The 17,878-nt window shown below is 40.0% G+C and carries 19 protein-coding genes and 1 pseudogene; 11 read left to right on the top strand and 9 right to left on the bottom strand.

The window, feature by feature from the left end:
* Positions 1-17 precede the first annotated feature (17 nt).
* The 3 genes from AC0KUU_RS20785 to AC0KUU_RS20775 are packed head-to-tail and all read left to right on the top strand — an operon-like array spanning position 18 to position 3,880.
* Complete coding sequence (locus tag AC0KUU_RS20785; RefSeq protein WP_162214690.1) at positions 18-911, top strand: PEP/pyruvate-binding domain-containing protein; 894 nt, start codon at positions 18-20, stop codon at positions 909-911.
* Between the two features lie 22 nt (positions 912-933).
* Positions 934-2,568, top strand: a complete 1,635-nt coding sequence (locus tag AC0KUU_RS20780; protein ID WP_162214689.1) for a PEP-utilizing enzyme — start codon at positions 934-936, stop codon at positions 2,566-2,568.
* Positions 2,555-3,880, top strand: coding sequence for an MFS transporter (locus tag AC0KUU_RS20775; protein WP_322552312.1), 1,326 nt, complete (start codon positions 2,555-2,557; stop codon positions 3,878-3,880). Before AC0KUU_RS20780 ends, AC0KUU_RS20775 begins: the two co-directional genes overlap by 14 nt.
* 86 nt (positions 3,881-3,966) lie before the next feature.
* Here the strand turns inward: AC0KUU_RS20775 and AC0KUU_RS20770 are convergent, their stop codons facing one another.
* Together AC0KUU_RS20770 and AC0KUU_RS20765 are read right to left on the bottom strand one after the other, a co-directional pair.
* Positions 3,967-4,434 carry a hypothetical protein gene (locus tag AC0KUU_RS20770; protein ID WP_322552311.1) on the bottom strand — a complete coding sequence of 156 codons (468 nt, stop codon included), beginning with the start codon at positions 4,432-4,434 and terminating at the stop codon, positions 3,967-3,969.
* A 74-nt stretch (positions 4,435-4,508) separates the two neighbouring features.
* Complete coding sequence (locus tag AC0KUU_RS20765; RefSeq protein ID WP_322552310.1) at positions 4,509-5,639, bottom strand: GerAB/ArcD/ProY family transporter; 1,131 nt, start codon at positions 5,637-5,639, stop codon at positions 4,509-4,511.
* A 161-nt stretch (positions 5,640-5,800) separates the two neighbouring features.
* Between AC0KUU_RS20765 and AC0KUU_RS20760 the strand changes: the two genes are divergently transcribed.
* The 5 genes from AC0KUU_RS20760 (at position 5,801) to AC0KUU_RS20740 (ending at position 10,811) form a co-directional block, all read left to right on the top strand.
* Entirely contained in the window at positions 5,801-6,286 is a 486-nt protein-coding gene (locus tag AC0KUU_RS20760; protein ID WP_322552309.1) for a DUF2306 domain-containing protein, read from the top strand.
* 79 nt (positions 6,287-6,365) lie between these two features.
* A complete protein-coding gene (locus AC0KUU_RS20755; protein ID WP_322552308.1) occupies positions 6,366-6,848 on the top strand; it encodes a GNAT family N-acetyltransferase in 483 nt (160 codons plus the stop codon).
* A gap of 2 nt (positions 6,849-6,850) precedes the next feature.
* Positions 6,851-7,930, top strand: coding sequence for a DNA alkylation repair protein (locus AC0KUU_RS20750; RefSeq protein ID WP_322552307.1), 1,080 nt, complete (start codon positions 6,851-6,853; stop codon positions 7,928-7,930).
* 159 nt (positions 7,931-8,089) lie between these two features.
* A complete protein-coding gene (locus tag AC0KUU_RS20745) occupies positions 8,090-8,674 on the top strand; it encodes a hypothetical protein (RefSeq protein WP_322552306.1) in 585 nt (194 codons plus the stop codon).
* Positions 8,675-9,155: 481 nt separating this feature from the next.
* Positions 9,156-10,811 (top strand): M14 family metallopeptidase, encoded by a 1,656-nt coding sequence (locus AC0KUU_RS20740; RefSeq protein ID WP_322552305.1) that lies wholly within the window; start codon positions 9,156-9,158, stop codon positions 10,809-10,811.
* Between the two features lie 45 nt (positions 10,812-10,856).
* On the opposite strand, the pseudogene AC0KUU_RS20735 reads toward AC0KUU_RS20740, so the two are convergent.
* Both AC0KUU_RS20735 and AC0KUU_RS20730 read right to left on the bottom strand, forming a co-directional pair.
* Positions 10,857-11,210, bottom strand: a pseudogene (locus tag AC0KUU_RS20735) (SDR family oxidoreductase); the annotation flags it as partial.
* 345 nt (positions 11,211-11,555) lie between these two features.
* Positions 11,556-11,894: a YflT domain-containing protein gene (locus AC0KUU_RS20730; protein WP_322552304.1), complete on the bottom strand. Its 339-nt coding sequence runs from the start codon at positions 11,892-11,894 to the stop codon at positions 11,556-11,558.
* A 222-nt stretch (positions 11,895-12,116) separates the two neighbouring features.
* Here AC0KUU_RS20730 and AC0KUU_RS20725 point away from each other — a divergent pair, with 222 nt between their 5' ends.
* Both AC0KUU_RS20725 and AC0KUU_RS20720 read left to right on the top strand, forming a co-directional pair.
* Positions 12,117-12,986: an SDR family oxidoreductase gene (locus tag AC0KUU_RS20725; protein ID WP_176343685.1), complete on the top strand. Its 870-nt coding sequence runs from the start codon at positions 12,117-12,119 to the stop codon at positions 12,984-12,986.
* A gap of 31 nt (positions 12,987-13,017) precedes the next feature.
* On the top strand, positions 13,018-13,242 hold the full coding sequence (locus AC0KUU_RS20720; protein WP_028409498.1) for a hypothetical protein: 225 nt from the start codon (positions 13,018-13,020) through the stop codon (positions 13,240-13,242).
* Between the two features lie 42 nt (positions 13,243-13,284).
* On the opposite strand, the gene AC0KUU_RS20715 is transcribed toward AC0KUU_RS20720, so the two are convergent.
* Positions 13,285-14,142, bottom strand: a complete 858-nt coding sequence (locus AC0KUU_RS20715; RefSeq protein WP_322552303.1) for an STAS domain-containing protein — start codon at positions 14,140-14,142, stop codon at positions 13,285-13,287.
* 166 nt (positions 14,143-14,308) lie between these two features.
* Here AC0KUU_RS20715 and AC0KUU_RS20710 point away from each other — a divergent pair, with 166 nt between their 5' ends.
* On the top strand, positions 14,309-15,250 hold the full coding sequence (locus tag AC0KUU_RS20710; protein WP_025750842.1) for a magnesium transporter CorA family protein: 942 nt from the start codon (positions 14,309-14,311) through the stop codon (positions 15,248-15,250).
* Positions 15,251-15,329: 79 nt separating this feature from the next.
* On the opposite strand, the gene AC0KUU_RS20705 is transcribed toward AC0KUU_RS20710, so the two are convergent.
* The 4 genes from AC0KUU_RS20705 to AC0KUU_RS20690 form a co-directional block, all read right to left on the bottom strand.
* Positions 15,330-15,467: a hypothetical protein gene (locus AC0KUU_RS20705; RefSeq protein ID WP_342314824.1), complete on the bottom strand. Its 138-nt coding sequence runs from the start codon at positions 15,465-15,467 to the stop codon at positions 15,330-15,332.
* A gap of 132 nt (positions 15,468-15,599) precedes the next feature.
* Positions 15,600-15,902, bottom strand: a complete 303-nt coding sequence (locus AC0KUU_RS20700) for a hypothetical protein (RefSeq protein WP_016764991.1) — start codon at positions 15,900-15,902, stop codon at positions 15,600-15,602.
* Positions 15,903-15,919: 17 nt separating this feature from the next.
* The gene (locus AC0KUU_RS20695) at positions 15,920-16,222 is read right to left on the bottom strand and encodes a hypothetical protein (RefSeq protein WP_028409496.1); all 303 of its coding nucleotides are present in this window, start codon (positions 16,220-16,222) and stop codon (positions 15,920-15,922) included.
* A gap of 133 nt (positions 16,223-16,355) precedes the next feature.
* Positions 16,356-17,567, bottom strand: coding sequence for an AGE family epimerase/isomerase (locus tag AC0KUU_RS20690; protein ID WP_322552302.1), 1,212 nt, complete (start codon positions 17,565-17,567; stop codon positions 16,356-16,358).
* Between the last annotated feature and the right edge of the window lie 311 nt (positions 17,568-17,878).

Raw genomic sequence — 17,878 nt, 5'->3', positions numbered from 1 at the left:
GAAAGGAGGTTAAGTGATTGTACATCGTCTCTTTAGAAAAAGCATGTTATGCAGAACTTCAAGCAGTAGGTTCAAAAGCTTACAATCTCTCAAAAATGATTCAGCACGTTTCTCATATCCCTACAGGATTTGTTTTAACATCTCACGCATTACATTCCTTTTTAACGTTTAACCAAATAGAAATAAAAGCAAAAGATAGCAGCGTCATAGAAAAGAAGATTCAAAGCGGCACGTTTCCTTTAGCTTTGCAAAAAGAAATTGTTTCTTCGTATGCCAATATTCAAGGTGCTGGTGTGAAAGCCGTAGCCGTAAGATCTTCTTCCGCACTTGAAGATTTGGAGAATGCGTCTTTTGCCGGACAGTATGAAACGATATTAAACGTAAGAAACAGAGAAGAACTTTTGACAAGTATAAAAAAATGCTGGGCTTCTTATTTTTCATCCGTTGTTCAAGCGTACGCCGAAGATAAAGAAATTTCGCTTTCTAATCCCCAGATGGGTGTCCTTGTACAAGGAATGGTTGAAGCCGATGTATCCGGAGTGATTTTTAGCGTAAATCCTATTACAGAAAGTGAAGATGAAGTAGTCATTAACGTGGCGTACGGCTTAGGAGAGGGAATCGTATCAGGTGGTGTTACGCCAGATTTATTTATTATTCATAAACAGACAAAAAGTATAGTGAAAGAACTAGGATTAAAAGAGTATAAGCTAGTGTCAGGTTTTACAGGAATAACAAAAGCTGTGACAACGGATAAAGAAAAAAATGAATTTTCCATATCAGATGAAACAGCACTACAGCTGCTTTGTTTAACGAATCAAGTAGAGCAGTATTGTCAGTACGCTGTAGACATTGAATTTGCCATAAAAAATGAACATATTTATTTGCTTCAAGTGAGACCTGTTACTACATAATGAAAAGGAAAGGGGAAATCAAATGAACGTATTATCTGCATTTCAAAACGACCTATTTTTAAGTGAGGAAGAAAAACAAACAGGATTTTGGGTGCAAGACAACCTACATATCGCACATGCGCTAAGTCCTTTATACGCTTCCTTTCAGCTTCCGGCAATGACTTATGGGACAAAGCAAGGTTTTGAAACGTTAAAACTGCCTATCTATCAATTTGTAGTGAAATTAGCTGATGGAAAAATGTATCAGCAAAATATCCCGTTTCCCGGTGACGTAAACGATCGCTTAAAGGAGCACCAAGAAGCAGTGAAGCCGCTGTTACCTCGACTTAAACCTAGATTATACGAGTACGTTAATGAGGTGTTTTTACCTTTTTATACGGAAGTTAAAAGAAATGCAGAACGTCCCTTATCTTTAAAAGAAGCAGAAGAAAAAGTAAAAGAACTGCATGATTTTTATAAAAAAGCTTGGCAGCTTCACTTTGAAATTGTCATGCCAAGAAGTGATTTAGGAATGATTTTAGAAGAGCTATATGGAGCCTTGACGGGAGATGAGAATACCGCTTACGTATATGATCTGCTAGAAGGCGTAATGAACAAGTCACTTGAAACGGATCAAGCACTTTGGGAACTAACTGACAAGGTAAAGCGTTCTGGCCCGTTAAAACAAGCTTTTACGGACCAGAAGTCAGAAGACATAGAAGCAAATCTATTAGGCACAGCTGAAGGCAGAGAATTTTTAAAGAATCTGCAAAACTTTTTGGATGAGTATGGCTATCGTTCTGCAAATTCGCACGAGTTTATTGATGAGACGTGGGTAGAGAATCCTTTACATGCGCTATCGATTATTGCTGGCTATGTGCGTAAAGATTACGACTTCAAGAAAAATTATGAAGATGTCGTAAAAAAAAGAGAAGAAAGCTATCATGATGTACTCGCAAAAATGCCAGAGTGCCAAGAAAAAGAGCAGTTTAAGCTGTTTTATGGATGGGCCCTAGACGCGTGGGGGTTGGATGAAGATCATCATTTTTATATCGATGCGATGCTGCCTGCTACAGCAAGACTGTTTTTGCTGAATGTAGGAACTCTTTTAGCTGATCACCAAGTGATTCATCAGCCTCAAGATATCTTTTATTTCTATTACGATGAATTGCTGGAAGTATTAAAAACGCCCGTGGCATCTCATGAACTGATCGTCAATAGAAAGCAGGAGTTTGAAGAAAATCGTCATAAAAAAACGCCGCCTGCTTATGGCACGCCTCCTCAAACAGGAGAAGATCCTTTATTAGAGCGTATATTCGGGAAAATGGGGCCTCCAGAAGTAGATGAAACGCAAAAAATCTTTAAAGGAAGTGCCGCTTCAAGAGGCGTTTATACGGGAGTAGTAAAAATCATTTCAGATCCAAGTCAATTTTCTAAACTTAAACAAGGAGAGGTTCTTGTGTGTGAAACAACAGCACCGGCTTGGACCACGTTATTTTCGCTTGCAGGCGCAATTGTAACCAATGCAGGAGGGATTTTATCTCATGCAGGAACAGTGGCTCGTGAATATAAACTTCCAGCGGTTCTTGGCACAAAAGTAGCCGTGGATCTACTAAAAGACGGAGATGTTGTTACCGTAGACGGAACTAACGGAGTGGTGACGATTGAACAGCAGTAAGCCGTCTTTGATTATCTTTTCTATTTTAACGGGAACTTTTTTAATTCCCGTTAATTCCACTATGATTGCAGTAGGCTTACCGTCTATTGCCAAAGCGCTTCATCTTTCCATCGTACATGTATCAGTAGTGGTAACTATCTACTTAATTGTGATGGCAGTTGCTCAGCCCATCGCGGGGAAACTTGGCGATTTATATGGAAATAAAACGATGTTCGTAGCTGGAATGATTATTTTTTTAGTGGGATCTGCCGCCTGTGTGTTTTCATATAACTTACTTTCGCTCACCGTTTTTCGAACGCTGCAAGCATTAGGAGGCGCACTAGCTACGCCTAACGCAACAGCCATTATGAGACACAGTTTGCCAAAAGAAAAGCTTGGAAGAACACTTGGGTTATTTGGCTTATCAATGGGGCTGGGAGCAGCTGTAGGTCCTGTATTAGGTGCCTTTTTAATTAAGTATCTTGGGTGGACGTCGATTTTTTGGTTTAACGTTCCTTTTGCTGTTCTATCGTTGATTTGCTCATTTATATACGTGCCGTCTAACGTAAAACAAAAAGCAAAAATGCTGGATATAGGGGGCGCTTTTTTACTTGGAGTAAGCATGACGAGCTTTACGCTAATGCTGACGCACCGTGATTTGTTTAATGCTTGGACTATTTTTATATGCATAGCGTCTATCGTTCTTTTCATTGTGCAAGAACGCAAAGTCCAAGAGCCGCTGATTGATTTTAAGCTTTTTAAGGTTCGTCCTTTTTTTTCTTCAAATCTTTCCATTTTATGCAGTAATTTTATGATGTATAGTACCATTTTGTTTGTTCCGCTTTTGCTAGAGAAGCAGTATGATATTCGGTTAATTGGTTTGCTTCTTTTCTTTTTTTCATTAGCCATGTCTATTTCTTCTTGGCTGGGAGGATTGTTAGCAGAAAAGGTAGGGAAAGAACATCCGATACGGTTATCATTTCTTATTTCACTGCTTGCGGCGATGCTTTATTTCCACTTAGCAAATGCCTCCATTTCTTATACCATTGTATCTTTATTAGTAGGAGGAGTGGGAGCAGGGATCGGTGTTTCATCTATGCAGGCTATGAATATTCAATCCGTCAAAAAAGAGCAATCAGGCACTGCATCGGGCATTTATTCTACTTTTCGCTATATTGGAGGAATGTTAGCGTCAGCTGCGGTGAGCTTGTTAGTAGGCACTACTGATCTATTAGTGGTTCTATGTATAGCCGGAATAGCAGGATTCCTTGTGTCGTTAGTTGGAAAAGAAAAAGAAAAGCAAGTTTCCTTGTCTAAAGACGTTTTTAAATAAAAAAGAATAGCCAGCGGAGAAGCAGACACTCATTTTATTGCAGGTCCTGAAAATGATGATATGCTGATCCAAAGGCTATTCTATTTTTAAGTGATCGCTCTTTTTTCAATTTTACACACCCACCGGTAATACTGCACCACCATCCAAAACAACAGCGGATTTAGCAGGAGCGAATACCACCATGTCCACCATCCGTAGTGAAAATAACCCCAAGGAGCAGGGAGAAGGGCCACTACTTCATAAAGTAAAACAGCAACCGACCAAAGTAAAATATAGGCGGCTTTTTTTGTGAGCTTTCCTGCAAAAGGATAGTAGGTAAGAAAAAGCATGTTCACAGGCGGAATGAGAACAGTATAGGCAAAAATACCTTGCCAGTCTGTCTCTTGTGTAAAATACCAGTAGCCGTGAAATTTTAAATTAATGAAGACGTCAAAGATATGCTGAGCAGCAATGGTGAACATCCAAATGTGAACAATTTGATTTGCTGTGAAGCGCTTGTTTGTTTTAAAAGCAAGAATGTTAAATATTAAAATAGAAAGAATTAATCCAATCATATTGGTTCTCCTTTTGGCTTCTTGATTATATTGTATAATTTTAGGAGATTAAATCCAATAGAGAAATGGACATACTACGAATTTTCTGCGGTATTTTTCACAGGGACGGACTGTACTTTTTTTCGATTCCTTAAAAATGCGATCACGAGTAAAAGAGCAGGAATGACAATTTGAAACGGAAGATGTAAAGTGAGCGGAATGATTTTTAACCCTTCATATACGTGTTCGAAATAGTTTTGAGCAATAGACAATGAATAAAACAAAGCGACTAAGCCGATTGGAAATACAAGAGGTGACGGGTTTTTAAGCTTAAACACGTGGGAAAGCCCCAGCAAAGTGGCATAGAAAAACAGACCGATTTTAAAGAAGCCGCCAGTGATTAAAGCCAGCATAAAAAACACATCAAGCCGTTCTAAAAAACCTGCGAATTGAATGCTTTGAACCGTGCTTAAAAGCGGAAAAGCAGACCTCGATGTTAAGGTAACGCCCAGCACACCTATATTCACAATCATTGTAATCATAAGGTTAATACCGTTTAACGTAATGGCGCTGAATACAATCAAAGCGGTCTTTTTCACATTCTTTGTGTATGGAAAGATCATTGCAAATACAATCACTTCATCAAAAGGAAAATAGAGCGTTTGGCTGTACGCAACGCGTAGCACCGGAGCAATGCCTTTTTCAAGAATTGGCCTGAGGCTTGTAAAATCAATAAGGCCGGAAACAAAGATAAGAATAAAGCCAGCAACGGCGAGAACATAGATGAAAATAAAGAGCAGTTCTGCTGAACGTGCCATCACTTCAATTCCTTGACGAACGGTATAGATAATCCCAAGCATCAGCAAAGCGTTCACCATAAAAAGCGGCGTATCGGGATAGACGAAGGTGAGAAGCATTGCTCCGAAATCACGCAGCACCCGCGCGGCTCCGTTAGCAAAATATAAGACATAAAGAAAAGCAAGTATGCGTCCCGGCACTTTTCCAATGATTTTTTCAATATACTCCGTTAGCGCTAAATGCGGATAATAGCGGTGCAAGCGATAATATATAAAAATGAGTGCGTAGCTGCTGATCATACCAACTAAAATGGCAATCCAAGCATCTTGCTTAGCGTCCATCGCTAAGCCGACTAAAAAGGCGCTGCCAATCTCAAAGAGCGTAATTAACACAAACAGCTGCCATCCGCTAATTCGAGCATTTTCCACTGCCTATCCGCCTCCTTTTCTACAGCTAGTATGCGCTTTTTAACGTGGAGCATATGCATCATGTAAGTAAAGAGTTGGAAAGTAAATAGGGATATTTTGTTAAAAAAATAAGTACGCTAGCCGAAGATATAAGAGAAAAGTACGTAAAAGGAGAGAACGCGTTGGATTTATTTGAAGTTATATTAAGTATCCATATTGGACTGGGCATGATTTGTTTGCTTTCAGGAATGATGTCTATGCTAGCGGCTAAGAAAAAAGGACGTCATACCAAATGGGGAGAAGTGTATCACGCTTCTTATGGAGTACTAGCTGCCACGGCTATCATGTTAGCGATTTGGAAATGGAATGAAATTGCTTATTTATTTTATATTGCCGTGTTTTCATACGGATTAGCGATTTATGGCTATGCAGCACGCAAGCAAAAATGGAAGAGCTGGCTTCAGCATCATATTCGCGGTATGCTGGGGTCTTATATCGGAGCGGTTACCGCACTGCTTGTGAATGTTGGAGACAGTATTCCGCTGTTAAACAAGCTTCCGGCACTTTCTTATTGGTTTTTGCCGACGATTATTGGCAGTCCGCTTATTTACATAGTCGCAAGACGCTATAGAAAAAATGCTTCTGTTTCTAAAAAAATATCATACTAAGCAAAAAAGCCTTTTACCGAAAAGGCTTTTTTCTGTTGCGAACATTTGTGCTATGATAGAGAAGCAAGGAGGATGCAGCATGAAAGAAAATCATCAGTTTACCATACATACGAATAAAGAAAAGCTTGATATAGATGTCATCTACTCGTACCTTCATTATGAGTCATACTGGGCAAAAGGAATTCCGCTTCACCTTGTTCAAACGTCCATTGAACACTCCGTTTGTTTTGGCGTGTATGATGAGTGCGATAAACAAGTAGGATTCGGACGAATTATTTCTGATTTTGCCACGTTTGCTTATTTGGCGGATGTGTTTATTCTTCCGCACGCACGGGGCAACGGGCTTGGAAAAGCGCTGGTACAAGAAATGATTCGCTATCAGCCGATTCAACACGTACGAAAAATTTTATTGGCAACAAAAGATGCTCACGGTTTGTACAGTCAGTACGGATTTAAAGAAGTTAAAAATAAGCAGCTGTTTATGCAAATTTTTAAAAAAGGCATGTACGAGCGGGCGCTTTATTCAAAAGAAAATAAAATACTGCCTGGAAAAGAGGGATAAGTATGGCTGAAGAGTTACGTAAAAGCGTATTTAATGAAGAGTTGATTACGCACTTGAGCGACGCTTTTTCACGTGAAATGAGTTCATTTGATAAACAAGTATTTCATGAGCTGGTTTTTCAACAGGACTGGGAAGACTTAGGGCTGAAAGAGCGCATGAGAAGAATTACGCTTTCCATGCATGAAGTGCTGCCGGAGGATTATGAAGAAGCACTTCATATCCTTTATAAAGTGGCTCCAACGGTAGGAGGACTTCAAGGCACGGTTTTTCCAGATTACGTTGAACTGTACGGATTGAACGATTGGAAAGCTTCAATAAAAGCACTCGCGTTTTTTACGCCGTTTTCCACATCAGAATTTGCGGTGCGTCCGTTTTTAATTCAAGATAAAAATCGAATGCTCCAGCAAATGATTGAATGGGCAGGAGATGAAAATCATCATATTCGCAGATTAGCAAGCGAAGGGAGCCGGCCTAGACTTCCGTGGGGACAATCAGTACCTGCATTAAAGCAAGATCCGAAACAAACGCTGCCGATTTTAGAGCAGTTAAAATGCGATGAATCGCTCTATGTCCGAAAAAGCGTAGCCAATCATTTAAATGATATTTCTTACATAGAAAAAGACTGGATGCTTGATGTGGTGAAAAGCTGGTACGGAAAAGACGTTAAAACCGATTGGATCGTTAAACATGCGTGCCGTTCACTGTTGAAAAAAGGAGATCCTGAAGCTCTGTCTCTTTTTGGCTATGGAGATGATCCGGGCGTGACTGTCACAGAACTTAGCGTACATCCGCATACTATTACAATCGGTGATAGCATTGACTTTTCTTTCCGATTATCGGTGAAAAAAAACATGCTCCTTCGCATAGAGTATGGAATTCATTACGTAAAAGCAAAAGGAAACCGCAGTCAAAAAGTGTTTATGCTAAAAAATGTTCAAGCAAAAGCAGGCCAAACGCTGACAGTCACAAAAAAGCATGCGTTTAAAGATTTAAGTACAAGAAAACATTACAGCGGTACGCATACGCTTTCTGTTATTGTAAACGGAGTGGTAAAAGCAGAAGCGGACTTTGTGATAGAGTAGCTCTTTCCTCATGGAGAGAGCTTTTTATGTTTTTATAGAGCTGGTGAGGAAACTTAAGTCAATAGGTTGGTTGCTGCCTCTGTACTTATTTACAAAATCGACTGATAAACATCCATTTAAATTCCTTTTATGGTATATTAATCCTTGAGGAGTGGTGAAGTGAAGAAATTTATGGTGGGCACATTGAGTGCTTTTTTGGCAATGTCATTGGTAGCGTGCTCAAACTCTGCTAGTAAAGAAGAGAGCGGCTATAGCATTCAAAAAGTGAAAGTCAAGATAACAGATGACCCTGCTTTAATTGGAGGAATTGGTATACAAGATAGCAAAGGAAAAATGGTGGACGTAAAACCAAAAGCGCTGTATTACGAGTTTAAAATGAAGCAGCAAGGCAAGCGTAAATTCTATCAAAATGATAAAGACGAAATAGAAGCTAAAATTATACCGAATGAAGATTTAAAGAAAGCATCTATCAATACAGTAGGTGTTAATGTATTTGATGAAGGGCATGAGCAGTTCGGTACAGGTATGGGAATTGAAGAGTTTAACTATATGAAAAAAGGAAAAGTCGATGTGCACTACGATCTGGGCGCGACTGTTAAAAACAAAGAAATGCCTATGGCTCCGTCCGATCAGGAATTAAAAAAACTCCAAAAGGTGGCGAGGCATGGAACACTCGTCATTACGAGAAATAACAAAGAAATTGGCCGATATGATTTAGAAACGCTAGAATCCGTAAAGAAATGAACATAGGAGAGATAGCTGCATGGACTATGAAACAGCTAGACTAGCGCAAAACGGGCTCGAGGAAATGCTGAGTTTTATAGCAGTTCATACATAAAAAAGAGGCTGGAACAAACGTATGTTAGCTGAAATGAAAAATGAACCATTGATCAACATGTTTGATTAGAGGTACATTTTTTTGTTATGGCGAACGGAGATTTCATTTGTTTCATTCCTTCTAGCAGTTGATTGAAGGGGAAGGATCCTGCGGGAAAAGCGGTTTAGATCATTTACCTTGATTGGTCGTCTTCATATTGAGTTGGTTTTGCTATGTCCTAATCTCTTTGTTATAAAACCGCACTCGTCTCCTACATTAAAATAGTCAAAAAGGTTCAGCTCCCTTATCTTGAAGTTATTTACTTAAACGGTATAATTATTTATGTAACATTTTAAATATTTTAAAAATTTAAAATGTCTAACCAAGGGGATGGGGAGGAGTAAATGAATGAAAAAAACAGTAAAACGAACGGCCGTGCCGGCTCTTTTGTCGATTGGATTATTGCTGTCGCCGCTTGCGGTACAAGCTGAGATGCCTTATTACGGAAAAGACTATAGCCAGCCGGAAAAAATTAAAGCGCTTTATCCGGAAATAAAGGTGAATGAAGCCACGCCGGCATTTCTGAAAGGACAAGACGCCTTTACGACTCAAGAAGAAATGATGAGCTATGTTCAAAAGCTTGCTCATAAAAGTCCGTACGTAAAGCTGAAGATTATCGGTAAATCACAGCAAGGACGAGACATTCCGGCTCTGTATTTTTCAAAGGAAAAGAAATTTGCGGATGGAAAAATATCCAAAAAACCAACGATTTGGCTTCAAAGTCAGATTCATGGTAATGAACCGGCAAGCGGTGAATCCGTACTCGCCGTTGCGACGCGTTTGACAGAAGACTTTGGAAAAGATGTGCTAAATAAAGTGAACATCGTCATTGTGCCGCGCATTAATCCAGACGGATCTTATGCATTCAAGCGTCAGCTAGCAAATAATTTAGATGGAAACCGCGACTACATAAAGCTTGAAAGCCCGGAAGTGCAGAGCGTACGAGCTGAATTTAACCGTTTTTCACCAGAAGTTGTCATCGACGCTCATGAATATACGCCTTACAGCAGCGGGCTTAAAAATATCGGTAAAGAAGGCGTGTGGAAGTATCACGATATTTTACTGCAGTCCGGTCGAAACTTAAATATTCCGCAGAACATTCGAGACGTGTCTGATGAGCTGTTTGTGAACAGCACGCTTACAGCCATTGAAAAGCAAGGATATTCAGGAGAAGTATACTATACGTCTCAAGTGAACAAACAAGGGCAGCTTGAAGTGGAAGAAGGCTCAGTTGAACCGCGGATCGGACGAAATTCACTAGGCTTGTATCCATCGTTTTCATTTTTAGTCGAAAGCAGAGGGATCGGTATTGGACGAGAAGATTTTCCGCGGCGAGTGAGTGCCCAAATTGCTACGCAAGAAAAGCTGATTACGCAAACAGCCGCTTATGCGAAACAAATTAAAGCGCTGATTGCAAAAGAAAAAGCGGCGCTTGTCAAAAAAGGAAAAAATGCAAATGACCGTGATCCAATTGTTGTGAACAGTGAAAATAAAAAAATACCAAACTCGACGTTAGAAATGGTTGATGTGGAAAGCGCGTCTGTTAAAGACATTCCTGTGACGTACTACAGTGCAAAGAAAGCTACGCCGACGCTTGTCCGCGAACGTCCGACTGCTTATATTTTAAAGCCAGGACATGAAGAGTTAGCAGCGAAATTGCAGGGACAAGGAGTAAAGGGCTTCAAGTTAACGAAAGAAACGGTTCTTTCAGTAGAAGCGTATAGTGTTAGCAGCCGCATTGAAAATGAAGCCTACGAAAACAAACCAAATGTAGACGTGCAAACAATCGTGAAGAAAAAAACGGTGACGTTCCCAAAAGGAAGCTACGTCTTTTTAACATCTCAGCCGCAAAACAATTTATTGTCTCTATCACTTGAGCCGGAATCTGTGGACAGCTTCACAACGTTTGGGTATTTGCCTTCAGAGGTAGGACAAGAACTTGATGTTTACCGCTTTACGCGTTCTATTGAAAAATCGCCTTTGCAAAAAGAATCCCGTAAATAATGAAAAAGCGTGGAGCTTGGCTTCACGCTTTTTATATTGAGATTTTTAAGAAGAAACCCACTCTCCGCCGTTTACATGCAGCGTCTGCCCCGTGACAAACCGTGAGTCGTCGCTTGCGAGGTACACGTAGGTTGGAGCAAGTTCAAACGGCTGCCCTTGGCGCTCCATCGGATTGTCCACTTGCGTTACATGATCAGCTGAAAAGCTTGCTGGAATGAGCGGTGTCCAAATGCGTCCCGGCGCTACGGCGTTTACGCGAATGCCGTCTTTAATCACGCTATTGGAAAGCGCACGAGTAAAGCCAACAATGGCTCCTTTAGTTGCCGTATAGTCAATTAACTGTTCATAGCCTTTATACGTCAAAATTGAAGCGGTATTAATAATGGATCTGCCGCTTTTAGAACCTCGTCCTCCTTTTTATGTAAACCCTCGCTATGAAAAGTGTCTGCCTGTTTTATAGTACAGAGAGCCCTTTTGCATGAAGGGCTTTTAAATTGGCATTCTCTTTTATTTTCCTCGTGATTGCTCACGTGATTCATGGCGGTTTTTTCTTCTTCTAGAGAGGAAATAAATAAAAAAGCCGATTAATACAAGAAACGTGATAAGCAAAATACTAGTAGGAAAGTAAAGAGAGCCTATCTGAATTCCCAAATAATTTAACATCGTTATAACTTCCTTTCTTGATAGACAATGGTTTATTTTACTAAATACCCTTATAAGCTAATAAAAAACGTTTCCGCTGTTTTAGTAGGGAATGGATTGACTCTGTGCGCCAATAACCACGATATGCCCTTGTTTCATTTCTTCTTTATACCGGTTTGCTTCTTGATTGGATAAGCCGAGCGAAGCCATCTTTGAAAGAAGCTCATCTTCTCTTGAAAGAAGTTTATTTACCGCCGTTTCAAACATACCTTGCTCTGCCATTCTGTACTTTTTTGTATGTGTTGCCTCCGTTAAATTCTGAGCCCATTCTTTATCGTAGGCCAGCAGATAAATATCTCTGCTTGTAAATCCTTTCTTTAAAAAAGAACGGATGACGCAGACTGCCTCCTCTTGGTTTTCTGCTACTTGAATGTGTTTCATACACAAACCAAACCTCCTGATAAAAGATATTTCTGAAATACATCTTCTACTCATCATGTAGCCTTTGTTTCCAACTTTAAACTTGTTTTCTATGAATTTTCTCAGATAGTAAAAGAGAGTAGAAACATCATAAATTTTTAAAAAAAGATGTTTGAACTTCAAAACAGAAGGCTAAACCTAGACTATACTAAAAAGTTCCATCAAAAATAGGAGGAGATTAAAATGAATTTACAAGATCAACAAACACAAGGTCAGCCCGAGCAAACGCAAGACCGCCAGCCGGGTATCGAAAGTGAGATGAATCCTCTCCCTATTTATGAGGATGACAATTACATTGGTACAGGAAAATTAAAAGGAAAAGTAGCGCTGGTTACCGGGGGAGACAGCGGAATTGGACGAGCTGTATCCATTGCTTATGCGAAAGAAGGAGCGGACGTAGCTATCGTTTACTTAAACGAACATAGCGACGCCGAGGAAACAAAAGCCCGCATTGAAGAAGAAGGTGTAAGATGCTTGCTGATTGCAGGAGACGTAGGAGACGAATCATTCTGTAACGAAGCGGTAGAAAAAACGGTGAGTGAGCTTGGAAAGCTTGATATCCTTGTGAATAATGCAGGAGAGCAGCATCCAAAGGAAAGCATTAAAGAAATTACGAGTGAACAGCTTGAACGAACGTTCAAAACGAACTTTTATTCCTACTTTTATTTTACGAAAAAAGCGCTTGATTACTTAGGAAAAGGCAGTGCGATCATTAATACAACGTCAATTAATCCTTACCGCGGAAATCCTCAGCTGATCGATTATACGGCGACAAAAGGTGCAATCAACGGCTTTACGCGCAGTATGGCGCAAGCGCTTGTCAAAGATGGCATTCGCGTTAACGCTGTAGCGCCGGGCCCAATCTGGACACCGCTTATCCCGTCTACTTTCTCAGGTGATAAAGTAGGAGAGTTCGGTACAGACACACCGATGGGCAGACCTGGGCATCCTGTGGAGCACGTAGGCTGCTATGTACTGCTAGCTTCAAATGATTCATCTTATATGACGGGTCAAACGCTTCATGTCAACGGCGGAGATTTCATGAACACATAATTGCTTCACCTATAGTAAAGGAGGAGAAAAGATGGGAGAACGCCAGAAAAGATCTATTTCAAATACACCAAAAAAAAGAGATGAAACGGAACAGCGTGTAACAGATCAAGACGAAACGTTATTTGAACGTTTCAAAGAAGAAGAAACGGTCGATCCTATGCCGTTGGAAGATATAAGACTTGAACAAAAAGAAGAGAAAAATAAAACGAAAACGAAAGATGAATCAGGTTCTGAAAACATTCATCATAGAAAATAAAAAACAGCCTTCTCGGGCTGTTTTTTTGTTTGTATCCCTATATTAATGAGTGCTAGAAGCAATTACAATTTTTGAATCATCTTCTAATGCCTGAGCAAGATTCGATTTAATTCGTATATGCTCAAAACTTAAACCAAGCTGCATCGCAGTAGTGGCTAATTCAGGACGAATGCCCGATAAAATCGATTTAACACCGATTAAATCAAGCGCATTTATCAGCTGAAACAGCTCATGCGCGACCATTGTATCGATCATCACAACTCCTGACAAATCAATATACAAATGAGCGATTTGCTTCTCTGCACACTGTTTTAACGTGCTTTCTAGGATCATTTTGGCTCTTGCCGTATCAATATCGCCGACTAACGGTAAAAGAGCAACGTCTTTTTTAATCACAATAACAGGTGAACTTAATTCATGAATCATTTCCTGCTGAGAGCGGAGGCGGTTTGAGGCATATTCCTGCGCTTCTGTGATGAATTTCAAAATAATAATATCAAATACCCTTATTACTTTTTCATTCCATACATCGAGGTGCTGCTGAGTGATGTCATCATGAAGTTCTGCAAACCGGCGAATATACTCACAGTATTGTTTGCGGACGTTCATAAATTCTTTAATAATACTTTGAATGGGGGTTCTGAGATGCTGTTGGTCTTTAGCAACTTTATTTAGCCACGTGTTAAAAGATTCAAAAAAGCTTTTTTCATCTTCTATAAAGACGTTGCTAATATATAAATGAAATTCATAGTTTTGCGCTTTTAAGCGTTGAATGACGTCAGGGTCATTAGAGGTATATACGCCTTCAGAAGATTTTTTGTCCAAAGATTCATACCATTCTTCCGTCATATTAGGTGCACTTTCTAGCAGATAAGAACGTAAAGCGATATCTTTCTTCACTGTTATTCTCCTCTCAAACTGATAAAGCATCGCGCAGGTGCGCAACGTATTTATTATAGCACCTTTTTTATAAAGATGGATATGAAATGTATGTTTATTTTGCGTGTTAGGTTTTAAATGATTGTATATAGGGAAAAATTCTAATAAAAGGGGAAAGAGGGAAAGTATGAATACCGTGACGAACGATCAGTGGAAATGGTATCAGTTTGATTTAGAAGAAGCAGACGGAATAGCTGATATAATCAAAGAATATCAGTATCCAAGAGATGAATGGTTTTGTCAGCAGCTTCAAAAGAAAAATTCTAATCATATTCAAGTAGATGTAATAGGAGAAAGTGAGCTCATTTATGGTTCACTGATTTATCATAAGGAGTCGTTTGATCAAAAAAATTACGATTCGTTTCATTTTTATATTACCGAGGAGTTTATTATAACGGCAGGAATCGATTTGAAAATCCTCGAGAACACCAATCATGAACGAATGATTGAACGCATGAAGCAGTCTGCTAACACGGCGGAAAGTTTTTTTATTCTTTTAGGCGAAATTATGAAAAAACACTTAAATGGGTTTGATCAGTTTGAAAGTCATTTCAGAGAGCTTCTGTGGGAAGTGCGCCATAATAATAACATCGACGTGTTAGATGAAATTCACAAAGCGCGCTATGACCTGCTTATATGGACAAATTTAATCAGTTCTGTTCGAGAAGTCACCATGGGAATAGAAGAAGCGTTTCATAAAAAAATTAACCAAACGGTCGAATATCAGCGGATGTGTAAAAAAATTGAAATTGGCTTAACGCTGATTGAACAATATCAAAAAGAATTTGACGCGTTAATTAAATTAGAAGAAGTTGTGTCTACTCATCGAGGAAATGAGATTATGAAAGCTTTAACGCTGCTGACAGCAATCAGTACGCCTTTAACGGCTTTTGGAGCTCTTTGGGGAATGAACTTTAAAGGGATGCCGGAGCTTGATTTGAAGTTTGGCTATATCTATGCGCTCATTTTAATTGTTCTTTCGACCGTTGCCATTTATCTCTATTTACGAATGAAAGGGTGGACGGGCGATCTGTTAAAAGGAAGAAAAAAGAACTCATTTTTTAAATAAGCTTTAATAAAAGAGGTTGAGACATAACTAAATGAATCCAACCTAAAGGCGAACAAATGAGATATATGAGCTGGCCTGCTTATGACACCGCAGTTGATTTCCGTGCAAGGCTTCGCTTTCCGCGGGCGGCCGCTGAGCCTCCTCGTCGCTTGTGCTCCTGCGGGGTCTCATCTGTTCCGCTTTTCCCGCAGGAGTCTTCGCCTTGCCCTCCAATCAACTGCTAGAAGGAACAAAATAGATCAAACTATATTCACCATCACAAAAAACGAACCACTCATCAAACATGTTGATTAATGGTTCGTTTTTCACTTGGGCTAAAATATTTTTGTCTCAGCCTCTTTGTTGTTTGTTATCCTCGCCTCCACGTCGTAGGCTCACCTGAACGAAGGCATCTTGGAAATAAATCGTTTTCTTTTAGCTTTACTTGATTGCCGTTTTCGTCGGTATAGCGACCGGTTTGCGGAACCAATTCCCCAGTTGAAAAGGCGTCATCTACAGGCTTCCACGTCGTTGATTCACGTGTGTGTGGGCAAGGTGTAAAAAGATCATCTTTTTGAAAGAGTTTAATTTCACCTTCCGCACAAATGTAAGCGCCCGATTCTGGTACAGCTTCACTCGTTCGATAAATGTTCTGTACGGTCTTCACACGCATCCAACCTTTCTTTTTGATTAGTTGTATTTTAGTGTTCCGGTCGTGGCGTCCATGTACGTACGGTCTTCTATAATATCCGAGTCGTCTAGCTTTCTAAAAGGAGCGCAGTAGCATACAACACCCGTCTCAATTTCAATTTCTTGAAATCCGTACGCACGGCAAAGGTATTCACCGACAGCGCTTGGAGATGGATGCGTATCCAACTCATCTAATGCTTCATTAAACATTTCTAAAAATTCTTTTTTCGAAAATTGCTTCTCATGGTGCAGTGTTACTGGATCTCCAGAATCTGTTCCTTGTGCTAACGCGTAAAAATACATCGTCCTCACTCCTTGCATATATATAGTCGAGCTTTTTCTAAAATGTGTAAACAATGATTGTTAGTAAGTAAATTCCCTTAAATAAAAGAAATAAACGCATTTGGAAGAAAACGGTTTCTTCATGAGCGTTCTCTCAAAGAGAATTCAGTGCTATCAGCGTTTGATAGCAAGCTGCCACAGGGTGATAATCGGCTTTAGGGGCCGGGCTTTTTTTCGAGCTGTAGCGTTCGTTTTGCTGATTTAACAGCTGATACCAGCCTCCATATGTGTGATCGATAAAGTGTTTCTGACAGTAGGAGAACAGGGCGTCGTATGCTTTCCAATATCCGCTGTCTCCGGTTTTGACCCCGAGCAGTGAAGCCGCAGAAATGGCTTCGGCCATCACCCAGTAGTTTTTATCCCGGTCAATGACCTCTTCTTGAGGAGACAGCGCAAAGTAAAGACCTCCGTACTTAGCATCCCAGCCTCGGTTCCAGCTCTTATCAAACAAATCTTTTGCACGTTCTGTCATCCAGTTTTCCGAACGGTGCCGATCAAGCCATAAAAGCAGCTTGCTCCATTCAAACTGATGTCCTGGTATAAAGCCGTACGGACGAAATTCATCTTTTGTATTGTTTTTATTGTAGTCCCAATCCGGCTGCCAGTCTGTATCATAGTGCTCCCAAACCATGCCGCCGGATCGTTCAGCAAGCTGCTGAGTAACGCCTTTTGCAAGCGTGTACGCTCGGTCTAAGTATTTTTTATCTCTTGTTGCTTCAAAGGCAGAAAGCATCGCTTCACACATGTGCATATTTGCATTTTGGCCGCGATATAAAGAAGAAGCCGACCACGATGCGTTCCATTCGTCTCGGTAAAAGCCGTGCGCATCTTCCCAAAAGTACTTTTCCATCACGTCATATACTTGTTCAATTGTTTCTTTTGCTTCTGAAATGCCGGCTTGATATGCGACGGAAGAAGCTAAAAGAGCAAAAGCGTGCCCATATGCTTGTTTAGAATCATCTTTTACTTCTCCGGCATCGGCTATTTCAAAAAAATATCCGCCGTGCTCTCTATCATAATGGTTGTTTTGTAGAAAACGAATGCCGTGCTGAGCTGCTTCTTTGCACCAATTCGGTCCGTCTAAAAGAGCCCCTACACTAAAGATATAAATAAAGCGCGCCGTACTTACCAAATGCTTTGAATGCGTGTTGTTGACGGTGCCGTCGTCGTAGTATTCATGGATATACCCGCCGTTTTTCTTGTCAATACAAGCAGGGTAGTAGAAATGAAGCGTATCAAAAATATGCTGTTTTAATGTGTGAGGTTCTCGAAACGCAGTTGAGGAAAAATCCGTTGCCGTGTCCATTTTATCACCATCTCAATCTTTGTTTTTAGTTGTTTTTTACCCTAAGCAGTTGGGCGTAAACGTAAGGGTTTTTTTGCTGTTTCTGCTCTATTATTCTATTTTTGTTGAAAATGTATCAGTTTGGAAACAAGTTTGAAATATTTTGATATACTTTTGATACGATTATCCGGTATTCTAAAAGTACGTGCTAGCTGGAACGAAGTAATGATAAGCCTCTAGACGTCGAATAAATTTACTTAATGTTGTTTAGTTAAGGTTGAACTTAAACATCGGATCCTGTTTTCACTTAACCTATTAAACTAGCAGCATAT

The sequence above is a fragment of the Priestia sp. ST2 genome, assembly GCF_055810735.1.
Note: the sequence above shows the minus strand (reverse complement) of the source record. Positions and strands in the feature narration are given on the sequence as shown.